Annotated in this window: 10 protein-coding genes and 1 pseudogene; 1 reads left to right on the top strand and 10 read right to left on the bottom strand. The window is 49.2% G+C overall.

The annotated features are described in order from the left end of the window. Window positions 1–23: 23 nt before the first annotated feature. From ACWHYD_RS03940 to ACWHYD_RS03895, 10 genes and pseudogenes are all read right to left on the bottom strand, one after another. Entirely contained in the window at window positions 24–9,497 is a 9,474-nt protein-coding gene (locus ACWHYD_RS03940; RefSeq protein WP_447964615.1) for a Tc toxin subunit A-related protein, read from the bottom strand. A 416-nt stretch (window positions 9,498–9,913) separates the two neighbouring features. Next, window positions 9,914–10,093 (bottom strand): annotated as a pseudogene (locus tag ACWHYD_RS03935) (ATP-binding cassette domain-containing protein); the annotation flags it as partial. After that, window positions 10,086–11,474, bottom strand: a complete 1,389-nt coding sequence (locus ACWHYD_RS03930; protein WP_447964614.1) for a GH1 family beta-glucosidase — start codon at window positions 11,472–11,474, stop codon at window positions 10,086–10,088. The gene ACWHYD_RS03930 and the pseudogene ACWHYD_RS03935, both read right to left, overlap by 8 nt. A 271-nt stretch (window positions 11,475–11,745) precedes the next feature. Then, window positions 11,746–14,886: a discoidin domain-containing protein gene (locus ACWHYD_RS03925; RefSeq protein WP_447964613.1), complete on the bottom strand. Its 3,141-nt coding sequence runs from the start codon at window positions 14,884–14,886 to the stop codon at window positions 11,746–11,748. Further along, window positions 14,883–15,704 (bottom strand): carbohydrate ABC transporter permease, encoded by an 822-nt coding sequence (locus tag ACWHYD_RS03920; RefSeq protein WP_447964612.1) that lies wholly within the window; start codon window positions 15,702–15,704, stop codon window positions 14,883–14,885. Before ACWHYD_RS03920 ends, ACWHYD_RS03925 begins: the two co-directional genes overlap by 4 nt. Before the next feature lie 382 nt (window positions 15,705–16,086). After that, window positions 16,087–16,944: a carbohydrate ABC transporter permease gene (locus ACWHYD_RS03915; protein WP_447965820.1), complete on the bottom strand. Its 858-nt coding sequence runs from the start codon at window positions 16,942–16,944 to the stop codon at window positions 16,087–16,089. Between the two features lie 20 nt (window positions 16,945–16,964). Beyond that, entirely contained in the window at window positions 16,965–17,111 is a 147-nt protein-coding gene (locus ACWHYD_RS03910; protein ID WP_447964611.1) for a hypothetical protein, read from the bottom strand. Window positions 17,112–17,319: 208 nt separating this feature from the next. Beyond that, entirely contained in the window at window positions 17,320–17,529 is a 210-nt protein-coding gene (locus tag ACWHYD_RS03905) for a hypothetical protein (RefSeq protein WP_447964610.1), read from the bottom strand. Beyond that, a complete protein-coding gene (locus ACWHYD_RS03900) occupies window positions 17,513–17,788 on the bottom strand; it encodes a BrnT family toxin (RefSeq protein ID WP_447964609.1) in 276 nt (91 codons plus the stop codon). The genes ACWHYD_RS03905 and ACWHYD_RS03900 overlap by 17 nt, the downstream gene beginning before the upstream one ends. A gap of 397 nt (window positions 17,789–18,185) precedes the next feature. Next, entirely contained in the window at window positions 18,186–19,505 is a 1,320-nt protein-coding gene (locus ACWHYD_RS03895; protein ID WP_447964608.1) for a sugar ABC transporter substrate-binding protein, read from the bottom strand. 466 nt (window positions 19,506–19,971) lie between these two features. On the opposite strand from ACWHYD_RS03895, the gene ACWHYD_RS03890 reads away from it, so the two are divergent. Further along, the gene (locus ACWHYD_RS03890) at window positions 19,972–21,963 is read left to right on the top strand and encodes a DUF4365 domain-containing protein (RefSeq protein WP_447964607.1); all 1,992 of its coding nucleotides are present in this window, start codon (window positions 19,972–19,974) and stop codon (window positions 21,961–21,963) included. Window positions 21,964–22,151: the final 188 nt, after the last annotated feature.

The raw sequence follows: 22,151 nt of genomic DNA, 5'->3' as shown, positions 1-22,151 counted from the left end.
AACATTCCCGAGGCAAAAACACCCTATTGGGGATAATGAACTTTCGCCTTATACTCAATCCCCAATACAATATCCTGCAGATTGGATAGATCGATGGCATCTAGATCAACTTTCCCCCCAGCAGGAGGTGTTGGGTAAACCAGAGGATTTCCCGTATCCTTCAGATTGAGCTGAAGTACCCAATTGCCATAAGGCGGCATAAAGTCCATTTTTTCAGTATCGTCCGCAGGAGATAATTTCAGAGTTTCTCGACGTTCCCCAAACACACAGGGCTCATTAGGAACAAGGGTTAGCGCGACAGGAAGGAATGGTGCTTCTCCAGGAGCCGCCTCTTTAAGTTGCATCATGGCGGTTACTCCAGTAATCCGCCTTCTCAGTTCATGGGGAATGAAATCATGCGTAGTTAATGGAAGAACCATAGTGTGAGGGGGAAGTTCCGCTTCTTTTCCATCAAATTTTCCACATTGAAATTTATGAGGAAACGTTACATCTGCGCTCTGAGTACCTGGCTTGCCATGGGTAAATCGGTACCACTGATCAGGAAACTCCGTCCGTATGCTGAGCACCCGAACATTGGCTGCAGATACATAGCCTTCTTCATCCTGTCCTAACTTCTCTTCAAGAATTTTTTTGCGGTAGATTCGATCCTCCAGAGCCGTATAGCGAAGAGTAAATTGCACGTCGGCGATAGAATTAAAATCAAATCGATTGGCTCCCTTGGGCAATTCCAAGCGCCAGGTTCCCGCTACCCCACTTCCCTCAAAAGGCAACAACATGGGATCTGTGGGTTGCAGGTCAAACAGACCCGTGGCTTGATTGGCACGATCCAACGAAATGGCTTCAGGCTGGCGCAAAATCGGAGAGGGCTCGTCAAAGGGTGGGCCAGCCATCACCCAAGACACTCCATCATGGGAGAGGGTGGCGTGAATACCCTCCACGGGTGGCACCAACGCTAGCATGGAGACCCGAACATCTCGAATCAAGCGAAGGTAATGTCCGGGAAAATCTGATTCAAACCAACTGGGTAAAGTGGCAAATTCCAACACACCTGTTTCCTTAAACCGTTGAAAAGCTAGGGGAGCCTTGGCCGCAAGAGAAATGGTTTTTTCTATTTCCCGTTTTCGCACGGCGGTTTGTAGGCGGAATTCTTCCATTTTGTCTAAATCAGCTAGGAGATGCTCAGACCCTAGTAGTCCTTTTCTCGAATCATCCCAATAGTCCTGCCCAATGAAGTCCAGAGAAGTTTGTCGCTCAAACTCGAGCGCCTGCTGCGCGCCATTGGCGGTGGCAATCGCCATATTCAATTGATGACGATATAACTTTCTCAACTGCTTCCCCATCCAGTTGTATAAATCCGTATTGAAAAATTTCTCCCCCAAGAATTCAATCGTGTCCTTAGTATTTTCCAATGAGACCTGGGCAATCTCTTTTTCCTGGCCCACAATATCCGAACGAGCCTCAGCTAAATTTATCCCAAAATTTGCCACTTCTATATCGAAATTGGATAAATCACGTTGAAATTTCCATTCACCTTCTCTTCGTTTCCAGGCCGCAAAACTTGCGGTTGCTGCTGCTGCGCCTTGTAACCCGTGACCTAACGCGGTGAAACCTTTGCCCGCATCAAGAGTGGAGAAACTCTCAATCGCTCCTGCTGCAAACGATACTTGTGCTGCAGCGCTTAGGCCAAGAGCGGCCCATTCAGTATCAGAAATGCCTCCATCAAGCAGATCATCGTAATGGTCTCGCTGAAATTCCATGCGCTCTAACTGCACTGCGGCTTGTTTGACTCCATGACGGGCCTCGGTCATCCTCAAAGACTGTAAGACCATTTGCGCCTTGGCCAATTGACTGTCCTGCCTTGCCCTGAGCAGGGTGTAGGATTCCGCATCGAATTTTTCCAATGCAGCGAGCATGGAACCCTGGAATTGTTGGGCCACTGACACTAAATATTTGGCATGATCGAGGAGAAAAGAAAACCGATAGATAGGGGGAGGAGCGTTGGGAATAAATTGCTCGAATTCTAAATCCCCAGCCGCAGCGGCTCTGACCAATTTCTCAGGATCCACGGGGGTAGCGTACGGTTGGAGTTGGCGCGGAAACCCTGCGAAATTTAAATGACTTCGAATTTTTTCCAGGCCTGAATTCACCCGCCATCGCAACAAGGCGATCATAGGGCTTTCCTGTAATGCCGGACCATCCAACAGATCAGGAAGCGGCCCAATAAGATCCACCACCTCCAAACCAAAGAAGGGATCTTCCTCTTCAAACTCGCTCAAGACCCCATCCTCTTCGTTCTCTGCAGCCACTGGATCTCTCCAATATCCCCCTGAGGTCTCCGTATTCGTCGTAGACCCCTCACCGAGAATGGAGTGCCCAGATTGGATAACAGGCCATTCTTCTTTCCCATCCCGATTAATCTCGTAACTCTGCCTACCTTTATACAGCACGTACCTATTCTCCGTTTCGGATGGGCTTGAAGGGACAGGGGCTTCCAGCTTTCTTAAGAACTGCCCTGCTTCGTCATAGAGCTTTCGTGCTCGATTCACAGATTCAGCCGTATCCAAAGTAAAGAGGTGGTCCGCCCAATCCGTTAAGGTGGCAGCCAACTCCTGCTGAACATGAATGAGGTAAACATCCCGACTCAATTCAGCGAGGGCATAAGGATTAAAGGGTTTCTCCAACCACAGCCCGACCGCTCGGCGCGAAATTTCATCGGATTGAAACTCTTTTGATTCCATATACTTTAGTGCATCACCCAACCATTTTATCGCCTCTTTGTATTTCTCTTCTTGCCTTAAAACCTGGGCGATCGCCAATGGAGCATGGAGACCCAATTCATCCAGATACACCATGGCTGGATCCAATGTGGACACTGAACCTCTAGGGATTAATTGAGCTCTACTTCCGGCAGGATATCGATAGCTCAAGTTGTCAAACAATATTCCCCCATTTGAGGTATACCATAATGGTTTATTTTGAAATCGTTCTTTTAAAATATCTCTGGTTAAACTTAATACGACCTTATACGGATCTTCCCTTCCGTCGTCTTGTTCAAATAAATCAAAAACCCCATAGTTGTGGGATAAAGTACTCCCCAATGGCATCAGGTTCTTCCTTGGAGCACAATAGAATACGGTTTTCTTAGTATTTTTAAAACTTTCAAACGCACCATTTTCCTTGCAGTTCCCCTCATCCAACCTTACTCGAGTTACGAGTTTAGTTGGAAAAAGCTGAACCTCGGTGCTCCAGATGAAATGCGCACTAAACCACTGTTCATTCTTCTGTTTCCAAAGGAGAGCAGAAGTGTTACCACGGCTATGTAGATATCCACTCTTCATGTCGATGAATTGAGAACCGAACGCATCAATTTCCTTCCCAAAATGTTCGGAATTTGGAATGATGAATTCTAAGTTCTCCTGATTCAATACCGGCTGGATTCCTTGAATTTCCCCATTTCCTTTAAGCAAAAAGTTTCGAGTTATGAACAGATTTTTCGGAAGTCCAGATGCAATGGTATGCGAGGATGAAAACATTAAAAATGCGGTTAAATGTTTTCCTGCAGCAATACTCTGGCCATGAGATTTTAAGGCAAAACTTCGCAAACTAGAAAAATTTGTCTCCTCCTTTTGAACTTCTATGGCCTCAAGGCCCTCAATTTCAGACCAACTTGCTTCTGTTGTAGCTTCTGCATCCTTTTCATCCAATCCTTGAGTTAATCCTAATAAGTGACCACTAATTGATAAACTCGCATGTAAAAGGGAAAATGTTGAATTCCTTTTTGGGAATTGCTCATGATCAAATTCTCTTTTTTCCCCAATACCTATAAAATGAATGTGCCCCAGAGTATCTTCCCGAGTGAGGGATTCCGTAAAAACAATCTGAAAAGGAATATCTTGATAAGGGTGCCTTAGTTTGCCATCTTTCCAATTAAAATTTATTGGAACTTTCCGCCAGGGAATCCATCGAGTTGGGGTAAGTACACTATAGAAGCATAGATTCCTACCTTGATCCCAAACAAAAATAAATTGTTGTCCCTCTAACTCAGGATGAAATCGTGCCGGTGGTTCAACTAGAGTAATAAATTGCAATTCTCTCGAAGTAAAGGATTCCATTCTGGATGTTAAATTCTCAAACGCTTCCTGGGTATTCACCCCGTCATCCAAGTCTTTCAAAAAATCGTGAAATTGTGGCGTTGAGGTAGGACGCAATTCGGTAAATAAAAAGTGATTCGGGTGCATTGTTACCATCATAGCCGCATGCCAAATACCGTAACTCTTGAGCCATGCCCAAGTCTTTTGCCTATCTCCTATTTGGTCAGGTTCGGAGAATACATAAAGTCTATCTTTCCCATCTTCTTGTTTGTCTTTATCTTCTTCCAGCTCCACCATTTGGTAAAACGAATGAACTCGATCAATCGTAAAGGACAAGGGTGGGACTTTCTTGGATTCGAAAATTGTCAAATCTAAAAAGAGGTATTTTCCCAAATTGGCGATATTCTCTTGTAAAAGTTCTCCAGCCTTCTCTTGGCCTTTCATCGTCTCCAACGAAAGAGGGTAGGCAGAACTATCCTTATTGTTCTCTTGAAATTTCAATATTTCTTCAACAGCCATAATTAAAAGATTATTTCGTATTCGCTCCAGTAGACCCGATTCGGCTCTTCCCACAGACTGATGCCAATCAACCTTGGCCTTTTCCTTCACCAAATTATCAAACTCTTTTCTCATTTCGGATTCAGGAGCGTATAATTTGGCAAATTCCCGTTGAGCCAACCTCTGTAATTCCTGTTCCGCCCCTTCGTCAGATTTCAGATACTGTTCTATACGGTCTTTGGCTTCTGCTTCTGATTCTGCACGATTAAATTCGACGCCTTTATCCTCTGCATCCTGGGCCTCCGCATCAATTTCTTTTAGGAAGTCCTCCCATTTTTTATCTCTAATCTTCCTTATTTCTTCTTTAATCCAATCATCTACTTTTTGTTGGTTCCCTTGTTCATCGGAAGCAAGAATGTTGTAGTAAAAACGAAACAAGGCTTCCATTTTGGGATAGGGATTCTTTTCAAATTTGCTGCCAACTTCACCGGCTTGCTCCTGCCCTTCCAGCCAACAATCCTGATTGGGTTCATCTTCGGTCCCACCCTTTAAGCAATTTCGTGCTTTTCCACGTAACGCCTGCAACTCATCTTCCGACAATTCCGTTCCCCATTCAATCAGTTCCTTTAATACCGCCCTTTGCTCTTCTGAAGGTTTTGTCTGACTTTCAATAAGTGCTTGTAGGACGGTGATGTGCTCCGAAGGTATTTTGATACGTACACTTACTAATGCTTGGAGGACGTCCAGTTGGTCTGCAGACAACCGCTGATGATTTTCAACTAATCCAGAGAGGACCCCAACCTGTTCCTCCGTTAGCTGGGTTTTTCCTTCAACGAGCTGTTTTAGAACCGCCACCTGCTCTGCAGGAAACGTGTTTTCATGGTGTTCTTTGACCAATGCGGCGAGGACCGCGACTTGCTCCGCGGTGGGCTTCGCATTCCTCGCCACCATTGCCTGGAGGACGTCCACTTGTTCGGCGGTCAACCATTGGTTCTCCTTCACCAGTGCGGCGAGGATCGCGACCTGAGCCTCCGATAGCTGGTTTCCTTCAACGAGCTGTTCAAGAACTGTCACCTGCTCTTCAGACAACGTTTTCTCATGGTGTTCTTTGACCAATGCGGCGAGGACCGCGACCTGCTCCTCCGATAGCTGGGTGTTTCCCTTAACGAGCTGGGCAAGAACCGCCCTCTGTTCTGCGGATAACTTTGTGTAATCCCCGAGTAGTCCCCTGAGGACGGCGACTTGCTCCGCCGTCGGCTTCTTTTTCCCCTCCACCACTGTTTGGAGGACGGTCACTTGGTCGGCGGTCAACCGTTGATGCTCCTTGACCAGTGCGGCGAGGACCGCGACCTGAGCCTCTGACAGCTGAGGTTTCCCCTTAACGAGCTGGGCAAGAACCGCCCTCTGTTCTGCGGATAATGTGTATGCCTGCAGTAGTGGAGCGAGGACGGCCACTTCCTCCTCCGTCGGCTTCTTTTTCCCCTCCACCACTGTTTGGAGGACGGTCACTTGGTCGGCGGTCAACCGTTGATGCTCCTTCACCAATGCAACGAGGACCGCGACCTGAGCCTCTGACAGCTGAGGTTTCCCCTCAACGAGCTGGGCAAGAACTGCCGCTTGTTCTCCGGTCAACCGTTGGTGGTCCTTCACCAATTCAGCGAGGACGGCGACTTGCTCCACGGTCAGCTTCTTTTTCCCCTCTACCACTGTTTGGAGGACGGTCACTTGGGCAGGGGTCAACCGTTGATGCTCCTTCACCAATGCAGCGAGGGTCGCGACTTGCACCACGGTCAGCTTCTTTTTCCCCTCCACCACTTTTTGGAGGACGGTCACTTGGTCGGCGGTCAACCGTTTATGCTCCTTCACCAATTCAGCGAGGACCTCGACTTGTTTCGCCGAGGGCTTCGCATTCCTCTTCACAAATATTTCGAGAACCGCCACCTCTTTTGCAGACAACTCCTTTTTGTGTTCTTTCACCAGTGCAACAAGGACGTCGACTTGCTCCGCAGTCGGGTTCGTATTTCTCTCTATGAATGTTTGGAGAACTGCCACTTGTTCCCCATACAACCGTTGATCCTCCTTCACTAGTGTGGAAAGTATCGCGACCTGATCGGCCGACAGGTTGGTTTTTCCCCGGACCAGCTGATTAAGAACTGCCTTCTGTTCTTTGAATAATTTCGTATACTCCTCTACTAGCTCTACAAGGGTTTTCACCTGCTCCGTAGATAAATTCGTTTGGCCTTTCGCCAGCGCGTCAAGGACCGCCACCTGCTCTGGAGACAACCGTTGGTGCTCCTCCTTTAACAGTGAGGCAAGAACCGCCACCTGATCCACGGATAACGTTGTCTTCCCTCCCACTATTAACTCTAAAATGGATACTTGTTCCGCTGATAGCTTCATATGCGCTGTTACCAATGAACGGAGGACCATCACCTGATCAGCCGACAGCTTGATTTTTCCCTCAACAAGCTGTTCAAGAACCGCTACCTGCTCCGTAGACAACCGTTGGTGTTCCTTCACCAGTGCAGCGAGGACCACGACTTGCTCCGCCGTCGGGTTCATGTCCCCCTTCAGCAGCGACTGGAGGACGACCACCTGTTCTGCAGACAATCGTTGGTGCTCCTTCACCAGTGTTTGGAGGACGACCATCTCTTCCGCGGTTAGCTTCGTGGGATCTTCTTGAAACGTTTTGCGGACGGCCACCTGTTCTACCAAGGCTGCGAGGACCGCGACTTGCTCTGCCGACAGGTTGGGTTCCCCCTTAACGAGCTGTGCAAGAACTGCCAGCTGTTCTTCAGACAACTTCGTGTGCTCCTCTACCAATGCTTGGAGAATGGTCACCTGCTCTGCCGTTGGCTTGGTATTCCCTTTCAGCAGCCATTCAAGAACCGCCACCTGCTCAGGAAACAACCGTCGGTGCTCCTTTATCAGTGTTTGGAGGACGACCGTCTGCTCAACGGTAGGCTTCATATACCCTTCCACCAGCAATTGAAGGACCGCCACCTGTTCCATTGATGGCTTCGCCTTGCTTTCAACAAGTGCTTGTAAGACGGATATCTGCTCCCCCGACAACAGCCCTGGTTTCCCGGCAACTAACTCTTGCCAAATGAGTTCCTGCTCCTTCTTCCGCCTACCTCTTATCTCCTTTTCAAATTCCCTTCCCCTAATTTCAACCCGATCATTGACCCATTCTTTTTCAAGAAATATTTTTGCTTTCTTTAAAAGGTGCTGCCATAAGAAATTTTTTAGACGCCCAATATGCTTATACCTAACTGAGGAATTCTTCAGATTCAGTAGTAGAAGGTTTTCTTTTGTCCATTCATACTCCTCATATTTCTTCAGAAATTCTTCTACTCTTTTAGGATGTATACCTGCTAGCTGAAGATCAGAACGTGAAACTCCAAACTCGTTCACCAAGCGATCAAACCATTCCCCAAGTAAACCCTCTTCAAAAGCAGGAAGTTTTTTCCGTTCTTGGGGACTGAGATCAGGATAGAGTTTGTCTCTACGAAAATCCAAATAGTCATCCTGTTGAGAAAATCTGTTATAGATCGTCTCTTTCACTTGTCTTCTTGTTTTGCTTTCCTCCTTAAAATCTCTTTCCCAATCTTCTCCTAATTGTGGATTTAAGATCTGAGAAAAATCCTTTTGGGTTATCAACAGTCGCGCAAGAAGATTTTCAAGAATTTGATTTGTTAGATTGACATGGCTCCATGTCTGATTTGGATCGGAATACGCATGACAGATTGTTGAACCCAAATCTTGGTGAAAAGCTTTGGACAGGCCATCCAGGGTCACCTCCTGACCATGAATCGAATCAAAATAGTTACTAAAAAAATCGAGCACATAAAGGAGGTAGGTGTTAGGACTAAACAAGTCATTGATCCCAGAACAATCCGGCAAACTTTGGGTTTTACTTGCCGATTCTGCACCAACAGCGGCATTTTTTGGGGAGGATTTCCCTCGAAACCCTAATGACTTAAATCGATCTTTCTGACCAAAAATTCCCCTGACTTCTTCCTGTTTATACACACCGATCTTTTGACGATTCCGAAGTTTCTGTAAATCCGTCAAATACCGTAGAGCACGGGCACGCTTTTGAAGTAAACCCACCTGTTGGTTAAGTTTTTCTTTCACTTTCTCTTGTTCATCCTCCCCTAAGTCTGGATAGATACTCTGAAGGGTCTCAAAAAGCGTCTCAGGGGGAATTTGCTCTAAATCACGAACTGATTGCACATTCAATTTGTCATTTTTCAACAATTCTGTTGTTAGCTTATCGTCTTGTGCCAGAAGAGAGAGAAGGGAGAATTTTCGAAGTTGGTTTATTTCCCTTAAAGCTTCATCTTGTTTTTTCCTTTGTGATTTGCTTTCCGGATCTTTTGGCTCTTTTGCATCCTCAAATACCTGGAATCTTCTGCCGGCTAGCTCCTTGCGGAATTGAGCCATGGTTTCAAGGTTGGCCATAGTTTTTTTTGTGGCAGCTGATACCTGCACGCTTTCAAGAGCGGCCTTGTAATATGCTTTGTAATTCCCTCTTTTCACGGCAAATGGTTTACCTTCCACTGCGCCGGGTATTTCTAGTGCGGCAACATCGATCGTTTTGACCCAAATTGCCTCCTTGTCTCCCTCCGGCAGAACAAGACTAAACCGCTTCCCCTTGTTTTGAATTTGTACCTTGAGGGTTTCTGGTAGTGGCATCCCTTGTAGTTTTTCTGTGGGTGGGGTTTTGAGATTCAGTCCTTTAGCCTCCCAATACAGCTTTTCTTTTCCCACCTTCCCCATTTTCATTTCATCCATCCCGAGCACTTTAAAGGGGAATCCGCCTAAAATGACAAACAGCAGGAATGACCAAACAACATAGCCAAATCGCCTACTACTTGAATGCTCAACCTGGAGTACCTTCGACATGGAAGACCTTTTTAGAAAACTTTCGAAAGGGCCTGTTTCATTTCCTACCGTCCCTATTCAACCCAGAAGAAAACTTCCAATTCCCTGAGACTATGAAATATGTTGAATAAAATCAAAGCCCGATTTTTTAAGACCGAATTCTTTGCCCTGTTCTAATAATTCAGACGCAACATCTAGTGCCATGGTTTTCCCAAAGACTCAACATATTCAACAGAACAGTGAAGTTTCCCCCAAAAAAAAATTACTCAGAGAAAATGTGTGTTGTAAATGCCTTGAGGAATCCGAGGCATTTCTCTATGAGGAAGAAAATTTCTTTGGAAAAACTTCGACAAAATGTCTGAGGAAAATTGGAAAAACCAATATCGATAGGACTAGGAGGAAGAAAATCAGTGGGCTAATTATTCAATAGTAGGACCAACGGTTCCGGTATTGATCTCCTCAAGGCCCGCAATGATCCGCAACAGCGTTGACTTGCCGCAACCCGAAGGGCCGACAATCACCGTAAACTCCCCATCGGCAACATCAAGGTCAATGCCCGACAACACGGCGGTCTTGCCAAAACTCTTGTGAATATTTCGTAGGGACAGACTAGCCATGACGCAGATGCAAAGAAACCGGAAGAAAGGGTTCGTCCAGAATTCCTCCATTGGATTCGATAATTTTCGAATAATACCTGGCGGTATCCTTCGGCGTTCGTTCAAGCGTCTCAAAATCGACATGCACAATGCCGAATCGCTTGGCATAACCAAGTGCCCATTCATAGTTGTCCATCAGAGACCAGGCCATATATCCGCGCACATCCACGCCCTGCTCAATCGCAGTCCGGACAGCGCAAAGATGTTGATTCAGGTAATGCATCCGTACCGGATCAACGACCCGCCCACGCACCGCTTTCGGCGGATCAAAGAAGGCCGAGCCATTCTCGGTGATATACAGCGGCATCTCACCATAACGATTCTTGAGCCAGACCAACGTATCGGAAAGTCCGTCGGGATAGACCTCCCACCCGGTTTCCGTATACGTCTTATGGAGTTGGGGAACGGTCCCGGCCCTCACCGGCAAGGCATCCGGCTTATCACAGGTCACGGCCCGGGTGTAATAATTCAGTCCGACAAAATCGATCTTCTGACAAATCAGGTCGAAATCCTTGGCCGGCCATTCAGGCCAGGCGTCACCGAATATTTCCTTCATTTCCTCCGGATAGGATCCCAGAAGTGCCGGATCAAGAAACTGCCGGTTCATATACGCATCCGCGCGATTGGTGGCTGCGAGATCTTTGGGATCATCTGAAGCGGGATACTTGGGCTCGATATTCACCACGAGGCCGATTTCATGAGCACCGACAGCGCGATAGGCCTGAACCGCGGCACCATGGGCACGCATCAGATGATGCGCGGCAACGGGCGCTTCATAGTGACAGGAATGTCCGGGGGCCAGGACACCATGTAAATAGCCGCCATCCGTGACGACCCAGGGTTCATTGAGTGTCGTCCATTTTTTGACCCGGCCATCCAGCCGTCGATACATGGCTTCCCCATAGTCGGCAAACCAATGCGCAATGTCCGGATTCAACCATCCGCCGAGATCGTCCAACGCCTCAGGCAGATCCCAGTGATACAATGTCAGGAGCGGTTCAATCCCTGCTTCCAAAAGGCCATCAACCAGTTTGTCGTAGAAATCCAGACCTTTCTCATTCAGCCGCCCCTTGCCTTCCGGAAAAATACGCCCCCAGGCCACCGAAAACCGATAGGCCTGCAACCCCAGTTCCTTCATGAGGGCGATATCCTCTCGCCAGCGATGGTAATGGTCGCAAGCGACGTCACCGGTCTCGCCGTTCAGGGTATGTCCCGGTGTATGTGAAAATCGCTGCCAGATGCTCGGACCTGCCCCATCTGCCAGCGGCGCCCCCTCAATCTGGTAGGCCGATGTGGCCGCACCCCATAGAAACCCCTCGGGAAATGTCGTTTGTTTGTTCATCCACCCTTATCCTTTTCTTTATCTGATTTTTTCACAGGTCAATCCCCTTCTCGTGCTCCTTGTTCGGCAGGCACCGGCCTGGAATTCTCCTCCGTTGTAAGGCTTTGTTCAGAAGAGGAACAAAGACAAAGAGGAGATAGCCTCTGCGGAGGTTGCTCCGGTGCTGATTGACTGATAACCCACGGAATCTACCTCACCTACCCTCTCCTTACAAAGGCGAGGGACTCACAACCGAAATGCTGGCACGCAATCCAATTCGCGACAACCGGTTTTATGGGGAGGTTGTATGCACATTCACAGGGTCTCCATTGAATGTTACCTTGAGGTCTCCCTTCAGGGAAGCTGGAAAAACAAAGCCGCCGGGTGGCAGGGAGGATCCTTCCAAATCAACGAGTACCTGCCCATCCTCATCATGCGCCGTATAGGAGACCTCACCATACGGGGTTTTCAATCCACGCACCCGAATCCCTTCACCCTGTAACCAATGACGCGGCAGACCGGCACCGATGACCAGAGAGCCGGTTTCTGCATCGGCATAGACAAACAGATCAAGCACGGCCCGGATGAAATCCGATCCCACCCAGGTATGGGGCATATCGCCAATGAAACGCGGTACCCGTTCATGCCGGCCGATCACCTCGCTCCATTGGTTCCACGCGGTCGGACGACGGTCATGCATATAAAAATCAAGCAGGGCATGGGCACGTTCCACCTCTCCCAATCGCACAAACGCGCTGACCTGCCGAAATTCATACGGTGTATAGACCTCCCACGCTTTTTGGTCATCACGCCGGGATACAAACTCGGACCAGGCTTTTTCAAACGTGGCTATCAGCAACTCTCGTGGCAGGGCTGCCGCCGCCCCGGTCGGCGAAAGCGCGATCGTGGTGGATGTCGGATCAAAATCTTTTCGGTCTGCGGCCCCCGGCACATGCCCGAGTTCTTCGCCCAATAAACTGACAGACGCGCTGATATCTGCGGCAAATTCAGCGGCATCGGCCCTGATCTCGGCTGCCCGGTCAGAGTGACCCAGTTCTTCAGCAAGAAACGCCGCATCATTCAATCCTTTCAGACCCCAGAAATTATCCCAGAATGAATAGGCCGGACGGTCCAGATACCCTTCATGGCTTACCGATGCCGGTAACAGACCATAGAATGCCTTGCGATCATCTTGACGGTTATGCTCCGTGCGTTCCGACAGCCTCAAGGTATCCAGGGCCGCCGCCGCCTTGTCCACATGAGGCCACATCATCTCGGCAAAGGCACGATCCCCGGTGTACCGGTAAATATCCACAATCAGAAAAATCAGTTCTCCATGGCTGTCATTCTCCACAACCGGATCCGCGCCACGCTTGTCCACACAGCAGGGAACTTTGCCACTGGCGAACTGGTGGGGTGCGTACCAGCGGGCATACTCAACCGCAGGGTCGTTGTGCCCGAGACGCAGGAAACTTTCACTCATCATCGCGCCATCACGTATCCACGAACGGGCATAGGTGCGTGGACCCGGACGCAGTGCCGGCCCGTCGCGCGTGATCATCATATGAGCCAACGCGGTTTTCAAACTATTGAGGATCGGCATGGATTCCGGAGGACCCGAAATGGTCACCTGATTGAGCATGTCCCGCCATTCCTCGGCTGCGGCCTTTTCTCCGGCATCAATGGCCTCGCGGTTCAGGTCCGGCGCACGCCCCCTATCGGAACCGAGCACCGTGACGACAGAAACTTCGCGAACCTCACCCGGCTTCAGATCACCATGAAAAAACATGACGCCGGAGCCGAAGCCTCCCGGCGCCACCAGGCTTTGCGAAACCGTGCTTGCCCCGGCATCCTGCACATGCGGAAACCCGGCCCGTTCAAATTCGGCGAGCGAAACATGGTCCGGCTTCAGATCAGGATACACGGACCAGTCACCATTCACCTGAAACGCGGCACCATCCCAGCCGATTCGATCAATGTTGCTGACACCACCCACAAGGTTCAGAATCTGCGTAGGCGGATCGACCTGCATGGGCCGGATGGCAAGAGCCAGGGTGAACGTTCGAGGGATCGTGCCGGTATTGACCACACGATATCTGGTCACCACATCACGGGCATGGCCGTCCGTTCCCCCTTCCCGTCCAGCAGGAACAGGCGGACGATGTGCACTGATATCCAACGATAGGCCCTCATGGGTCCGGCGCACGCGTGGCAAGGGCAGATACCCATCCAGCAGGCTGTGATGATGTTCGCCATCGGCCCAGCTCAGCACCGCCCCCTTCTCAAGAAGAAACGGCTCAATTGAAAATGCGCCGGGGCCCGGTTCCATGGCACCATCTTCAGACAGCATGGCCGACCGGCCACCCTGTGGAGGGCCAACGACGGTCCAGTAAATCTGCTCCCCGAAGAAACTGCGCGGATACGATCCCTTTTTGGCTTCCCTGGCTAAGGACAGAAGAAATTGATTGTCATTCTGCCCGAACTCCGGTGGTTCAATCCGGGCTTCCTGCAAGCCAATCCGGCCTTCCGATGCCGGGGTAAGTGAAAGACGAATATAACGCCCGAACGCCTCTGCCGTTCGCACATACCCAATCGTTCCTGGGGAGGAAGGCCCGGTTCCCCGTTCCCAGTGCGGCATGGTCCATTGTGTTCCATCTTCGGAAAGGGCCATGTCCATCGCCTCCGGAACCTGGCCCTCGGCCCATCGCAAGGTCAGTCCGCCAAAATCGCGCAAATAACCCAGATCAAATATCAGGTCCGTGGGTGTGTCGGCAGTCCAGGTGGTTTCAGGATTACCGTCAAGGACGGCAGGGACAGGGATGTCACCGGCCATGGCCACGACCGGCGGAATCAAGGCGGGCGGCTCAGGAAGTGGACGAATCTGGAGAGTATCGAACTCGACCGTACCCTCGTCACCGGTTTCGCCAAGAATCACAAATTCAAATTTGGCGATGGTGTTCAGATGTTGGTCCTGGATAGGCCCCCAGGCAAAGTGGATATCGCTTCGCCGGATACGAACGGTTGTCCAGTCATCAGGAAACTCGTAATCCTGAAACTGCTTCCACCAGACATTCGCGCCACTGTCATCAACCAGCCGAATCTCAAAAGTAGATTGTGGCGCATGGCCCCTGAGTGTAAATGCGATCTCGAAATTGTTCGACAGATCAAGCTGAATGGCCCGATGTGCATTGGCGGCCCCGGCAGTTCGAAGTTCATAGGACAGTTGAAGCGCATTGCCCTTCACGCCTTCTGCCATCCTGAGCGAAGCCTCGCTGTATTCCGTCGCGATGGTGTTCCATTCCCCGACCTTCTCAAAACCATCAAGCAACCGAAACTCATTGGCGGCGGGATTCTCTCCCAATGCCCACACCGGCAATAACAACCAGGCCATGCCGACAAACAGGCAGCATGATGTCCGACATGGACCTCTCATCCTTTGACACTTCCCGCAAGATTTCCGCTCATATAAAAACGCTGAAGCATCAGAAAAAGAATCAGGACCGGTGTCACAGTGATCACCGCCCCGGCCATCATCAGTTCGACATCCTGCACATGCTCACGCGACAAAGAGGCCAGCGCAATCGGAAGGGTATATTTATCACTGTCGGTCAGGACGATCAGCGGCCATAAAAAATCATTCCATGCAGCCATAAAGGTAAACAGCCCCAGTGTAATCAGAATAGGTGTCAACAACGGCACCACGACCGACCGGAAAATGCAGAGTTCACTGGCCCCTTCAATCCGGGCGGACTCGATCAGTTCCGTCGGAATGGACAAGGCATACTGCCGTACCAGGAATATACCAAATATGCTGGCCACAAAGGGGATCAGCACACCGATCCAGCTATTCACCAACCCCATCCCTTTCAACATCAAAAACAGCGGAATCATGGACACCTGGGCCGGAATAACCAGGGCACTCAACAGCCCGCGGAACAACAGGTGCCGACCTTTGAACTCAAGTTTGGCAAACGCATATCCGGCAGCCACATTAAACGTGAGTGACAACAGGGTAGCCGCCGTCGCGACAAACAGGGAATTCAAAAAGTTCCTTCCCATACTGGAATATTCAAAAAGCTTGATATAATTGGCGAGCGTCGGATGCTCCGGTAACAGCGGCGGCGGAAAATTGCTGGCCTCTCCCGGAACCATAAAGGACACACTCAGCATCCACAACAAAGGGAACAGGGCAAACATGGAAAGAAACGACAGGCCGATATTCACGCCGGATCCTCTCCATAGTTGTCTCATAGGCTTACCAATCATACCCAATTTATAGCTCCCCGCTCTTCATGTGGCATATCCAAAAAATATCTCTCCCACATTCCGACGCCTCGCGGCTGGCCCAAGGAAGGGGCGCTCTCCTCACACCACGTTTTCCTATAATAATTCCAGTGAATTCCCAAAGGCTTCTTTATCCGTTTGCCCTCCTCGCCCTTGCAATGACGCCTTCCGGCTGGCCCAAGGGAGGGACGCTCTCATGGCGGACCTTGTTTGAGCCCGGCGAGTTGGGCCGCCCTCCGCAAATTTGCGTCCCGCCCCTCCTTTGAAGCCAGACGGGGCGTCCATGGTTTTGGCTACTTTTGCCGAAACAAAAGTGGCTCGGCTGCCGGGCCGAAACCCGGCAACAAACCTACACTCCACTCCCATACCGTCGCATCACCACAAGCTGCCCAATTGCCGCCACAATCATAAAAACAAAGAGAATAAACGCCACGGCGGATGCCGAGCCCAGGCTCCACCATTTAAAACCTTCTTCATACATCAGATAAATAATGCTGAGCGTACTCTGAACGGGTCCGCCCTGTGTCATCACATAGGGTTCGGCAAACAACTGGAAATACCCGGCCATGGTCAGCACCCCAACGAGAAACAGTGAGGGAATAAGGGAAGGCAGGGTAACATTAAAAAAACGCTGAAGGGCATTGGCCCCTTCAATCCGTGCAGCCTCATACAAATCGCCGGGTATCGCCTGGAGACCCGCCAGGAGAATAATCATATTGTAACCAAAGTTTTTCCAGACCGCGAAAAGAATGATGGACGGCATGGAAAAATGCGGATCACCCAGCCAGTCCACAACAGGCAGGCCCAACCAATCGAGGGAATAATTAATCAAGCCATAACGGGTATGCAGGAGATATCGCCAAATTACCGCCACCGCCACAATCGTCGTTACGACCGGCGCAAATAGTGCGGTCCTGAAAAACCCCTTGAACCGTACCATCTGCCCATTCAGCAGCAGTGCCCCAGCCAGTGAAACAAACACGGAAAGGGGCGCACCGACCAGCACGAAATACAGCGTATTACCCAGTGCCTGCCAGAACAACGGTCGTTGCAACAGCTCAATATAATTTCGAAAACCCACAAATCTGAGGTTGGACAGATCGGCCAGGGCATAGATATCAAAGTCCGTCAGACTGAGGGCCAAGGCGGCCAGCACCGGCAGAAAGAAAAAGACGGTAATGATCGCCAGCGCCGGCCCGGCAAACATCCAGCCAGCCACAGACGATTTCACGCCCAGCCTCCTCCATCACACACCACTTCTTCAGCCGTCCGTTGCTCATGGACTGCCGGCTCGGTCACCATGCGCAATTCTTGCACGGGACGTTCCCTCTTTCTAAAATCATGTCGAGTCTTGGGAATCACGCAAACCTTCATCACGTATCACAATTTCTGCGATGTGGCGATGTATCTGATCAAGTGACCGTATGATTTGGGGTTTCAGGAAACAGCGGTGCACTCTGGAGTGGAGAACTATAGCGCCGTGAGCTGGGCATTGACACAGGTTCAGGCGGGGCCGGGACGACGTAGGTGCCTGATAAATATGGTTGACCCTATGGGGGGGTCGCACGTACCGCCCGTTGATTTACTGGGGCTGATGTTTGCCATCCATGAGATTTGCAAGGCTACGAAGCGCCTGGTTCACCGATTCGGAATTAGGAAATCGTTCGGCTACATCAGGGGCTAAAACGACCACGTTCGATCCTTGATGGTAGGCTTTTGCATATTTCCCCCTCACACCCAGTGAAAAATCATATTCCTTTCTCATCTCAACGTTTTCAGATTCCGTGCTCATAACATTCCCTTTCTCGTTTTGTGGCAAGTCGGGCGCTTATTATTCTTATAGTCTCTAACCGGTCCGTATGCACAACCACTATAGTTTTTAAATTGGTCGACACTCCTATCGTTATCCATCGCGGTTCTTCTTGTGAGTGATCTGGATCGGGGCTTGTGATGGATAAGGGGTCTCCAAAAATTGTTGTGGCTTCCTCGAAAGAAATTCCGTGTTTAGAGAAATTGAACTGAGCTTTGGAGGAGTCCCACTCAAATATCATAATGGCCGATTAAAACCATATCACACGGATATCCGGATGGCCAGATGAACAACACGGTAGAGTCCAGAATAACCAAGTTGACGCAACAGAATGACTGATGGTTTTTTTCGTGACACCTGCCGGCTGGCCCAAGGGAGGGACGCTCTCATGGCGGTCCTTGTTTGAGCCCGGCGAGTTGGGCCGCCCTCCGAATTGCGTCCATCCCCTCCTATAAGGCCAGACGGGGCGTCCATGGTTTTGGCTACTTTTGCCGAAACAAAAGTGGCTCGCCTGCCGGGGTGAAACCCGGCAACACAGAAAAACATGTGAATACCAGAGCGGGGAAATCATTACGATTCGGTCACCAGCCAGCGCTTTTTTGATGAGAAAAAACAAGAGGGATTTCCCACAGACGATCTCACGACTCCCCTCCTCCATCCCGCGCCAGCATCCAGCGACGTTTCTCCAGAATACGATCGATCCTGCTATCCAGTTCACGCGCCACTTCTTCAGCCGTCCATTGCTCATGCACCGCCCGCTCGGTCACCATGCGCAATTCCTGCACGATGCGTTCCCATTCTGGAATTTTCGGTGCCGGTAACGCACGCTCAAGCTGCTCCCTGAAAGCCACGAGATACGGATCCGATTCAAGCCGGTCTCCGCGCCAGCTTGACCGACGCGGCGGCAGATTCCCACTGATTTCATAAAACTGTTGCTGAATTTCGGGACGGGACAGGAATTCCACAAGTCGGAATGCTGCATCTTTATGTTCCGAATGTTTAAACACCACCAGACTGGAACCGCCCGCTGTCGAGGCACCCGGACCTGAAGGCCCCGGCAGGATGGACGTCATCCAGTCATCCTGCAGATCGGCAGGCAACCGACGGCGAAATTCGCCAATATTCCAGGGCCCTGTCAGATAAAACGTAAAGTGGCCGCGTGCAAACTCATCCCACACATTGGCAATGTCGGTTTCACTGGAAGGCGGTGCCAGTCCCTTCCGGAAAAAGTCGAGATAAAAATCAAGGGCAGCCACCAGCTCAGGACGGGAAAAATTGCCGTACCGATCACCGTCCCGGAGCAACGGCACTCCTTGCTGAAGAGCAAGGGACACCTGCATCTCATATTCATTCAGCGGCACGTAAAAGGCAAAATTGTCCTTTCCGACATGTTGTTTCACGGCCGTGGCAGCCTGCATCCACTCAGTCCAGTCACGAGGAGGGCGAACAATTCCGGAAGCCTTCAGAATATCCTGACGGTAAAAGAGCAACCGCGTATCCACATACCAGGGCACCCCGTACAAGGTATCGCCAACAACATTCGTCGCCCAGATCCCCGGGAAATAATCCTCTTCCATAATCACGGAAGAAGCACCTGCCATCTCGTCCAGCCCGGCAACGGCATCCAGCGCCGCAAACTCCGCTATCCAGGTATTGCCCATCTGAGCGACATCAGGCAAGGCATCTCCGGCAAAGGCCGTCAACAGTTTTTCATGGGCCGAGGTCCAGGGAATCTGCTGGACAATGACACGAACTCCAGGATTCTCGCGTTCAAACTCTTTGAGCACCTCAGGAACAATCTCCCCCTCTCGGCCCATCGCCCAGAACTTAATTTCCAGAACGTCATCCTGTCCGCTCCCGCTTGTGCATGCAGCCAACATGGCAGCCAACACAAGTACGACAACGGCAAATATGCCCGATGTCGTTTCTCTCCATCTTTTTTCCCGGACTGTTGTCATTCTGAAAGCCCCGATACTTCTTGATGATTGCAATCGCAGTTGATTTTTCTAAAACCTCTAACCTCCCATTCAATTTAAAGCCATGTTAGTCTTAGGTCCGCCTTCAACAAAATTCTAGATTTTTTGAGCATCCAAGGCTTCAAAATTCTTTATTCCGAAAAGACTGTGGGGTAGACTATATCTTTTCCAACAGTCTTCGTACTCGCTGCCACGACCAACTTCATCAAAAGCACCTCTACCTACAGATGGCAAGCGAAAGAACCTATACAGAAGCACAATTCAGACCGAAAAATATATCCTCCAGGACAAAGGAACTCGCTCTAGATGCCTTTGGAGCCAAAGACCCCCGAGTTCACAAACCGAAGAAACAAATGATGTAATTGAAGAGCATAATAATAATGCTGGGGAAATTCTATACCTTCCATGGCTTTGAGGATAAAATACACAAATTAAAAAAAGTTTAATTATGCCCAAACATCCACGTCCACATAAGTTAGAGGAGGAATCCAGGTCGGAGTTCCGTAGAAAGCTCCTGCCTTTAGGATGGATTTTCCGTGATACCACCCCAGATTATGGAATTGATGGGGAGGTTGAGATTTTCGAAATGGATTCAAGCACCGGTCTAATATTTAAAGTCCAGCTCAAAGCCACGGACAAACTCAATTTAAAGAAGAATTTCGCTCTTACCTTCAAGCGTGAAACTTTGCAATATTTCCTCGAATTTAAGATACCCGTTTTGATTGTTCATTATCACTCACACACCAACAAGTTTCACGCGAAGTGGGCGCATACATATGACTCATATTTCGAAAAGAGGGATTCCAAGACTATTTCATTTCCGTTTTCTTCGGAAGATGAATGGATTTCAGAAACACCAGAGCGACTGGTAGAAGAATTAAAAGCGATAAGGAATTTATCTTCCCCACAACCAAACCTTCCATTTTCCTTCGCATTAATTATTGAGGGGCAAACTATTCATGGAATTCAAGCAAGCCTCCTAACTTCTGAAATTCGAAAATTAATTGCCAGACTTCCTGACTTTATAGAAATAAATCCAATTCAATATAAACAGGTTCATACATTTATACGAATAAGCAATGAAGAAACAGTTATAAAGCTGGCGGGAAAAATATTCTTCTCGTTCCATACTAATGAAGGCATATCGCCTGAAACAGCTCTCAAGAAATTTCCTTTTGATGTGCTTCTAGGCGCAGGAATCGCCATAAATGAAGCCGGACATTCCAATGTGGCAGCACGCTTGATTGAGGAATATGCAACCCGAAGTTCAATCATTGATTTTCCCCAAACTCTAGGCGTTATTACGCGCTGTTTGCTTGTCGCCAATCGAGTAGCAGAAGCTCTTCAGATAGCAGAATGGATTTTCGATAAGGAAGAGACCCAAGACATGGGACAAATTCTCATGATACCGACAATTCTTAGAAAAAATTCTCTTTCATCCAAGGAAGGTGAATTTTATCGAAACTTTTTGGAGCGTCGCGTGGAGAAGGCCAAGAAACATCAAAATGCTCAGAATATCGCAGTAGCTCATTACAATCTCGGTAACTATCTTCGATATATCAAACCACGTCTTGCCCTTTTTCATTATAGGGAAGCTGCCCGGCATGACCCTCTTTATTGTGGACGAAGTTATTATTTAAGTGAGATGGGTGGGATTCTGTTCGGAGCTGGACGCTATCGTCTTGCTGCAAGATTTTATGGAGAGGCTGTAAAGTTAGGCGAAGAGGCCGAATGTCACGCACTATTCGCCGACGCACTGTTATTTGCGGGTCAATATAAAGACGCTCAAGAATCTCTCGAAATCTATTTAGCACAGACCCCCGAACCAAAAAGTGAATGGAAATTAAAAAAATGGCTGTTGGATGGACTTCGCCCTACCCTGGGAATGGATCAGCAAAAACGCGAAACTGCAGGCGCCATAAACGCAATTCAAGGATCTAAATCACATTCTCTTGAAAAAAATCTTGAAAAATGTCTAGAGGCCCTATCATTAGATGGGCTTTGTCCGGCTGCATGGCGTATCCTAGGGGATCAGAAACTGGCGGCTGGAGATTTGGAAGGTGCTTCTTTAGCGTGGCTTATATCTGCCGTAATAAACAAGCATCATTTATCATCATGGGTGTTTTATATTTCAGCGGCACTGGGTTCAAAAAGCAAATCATTTCTAACAGATGCCATACGAGTAGCATACCAGACACACGGTGAAGATTTCTTTCAAGCCCTTATTGAAATATTGAAACTTGACAGTAACTTTCCTCTAGATAAATTCGTTGGAGACGCCTACATAGCGGTGAGCGATCTCCTCGAAAGAAATCACGTGAACGAATTTCGGTGCTTTTTTGAAGGAAATAATCCTATTGTCTTTTGCTTTAAAAATTCCCGCTTGGAGGAATTGAAAATCCCAATATCAGGTTCCCAGTCCCGTATGTTATTTCAATGAAAATGAAATCAATCATGTGGGCTTTTCCATAGTGTGATTTCAAGTGGATTAGGGGGCAAGTCTGTTGTTGCAAAATTTGATTTTCCATTCGCTCAAGTTTACTCCGCAAAGACTTCCCCCTCCCGCTTTAGTCGAATTTTGGCGCCAGGCGAGCGAACCATGCCGTAACCGATTAACCCAAAATAGCC

The sequence above is a fragment of the Nitrospira sp. Ecomares 2.1 genome, from assembly GCF_965152585.1.
The sequence above is the reverse complement of the archived record's forward strand: the minus strand, read 5'-3'. Positions and strand labels throughout refer to the sequence as shown.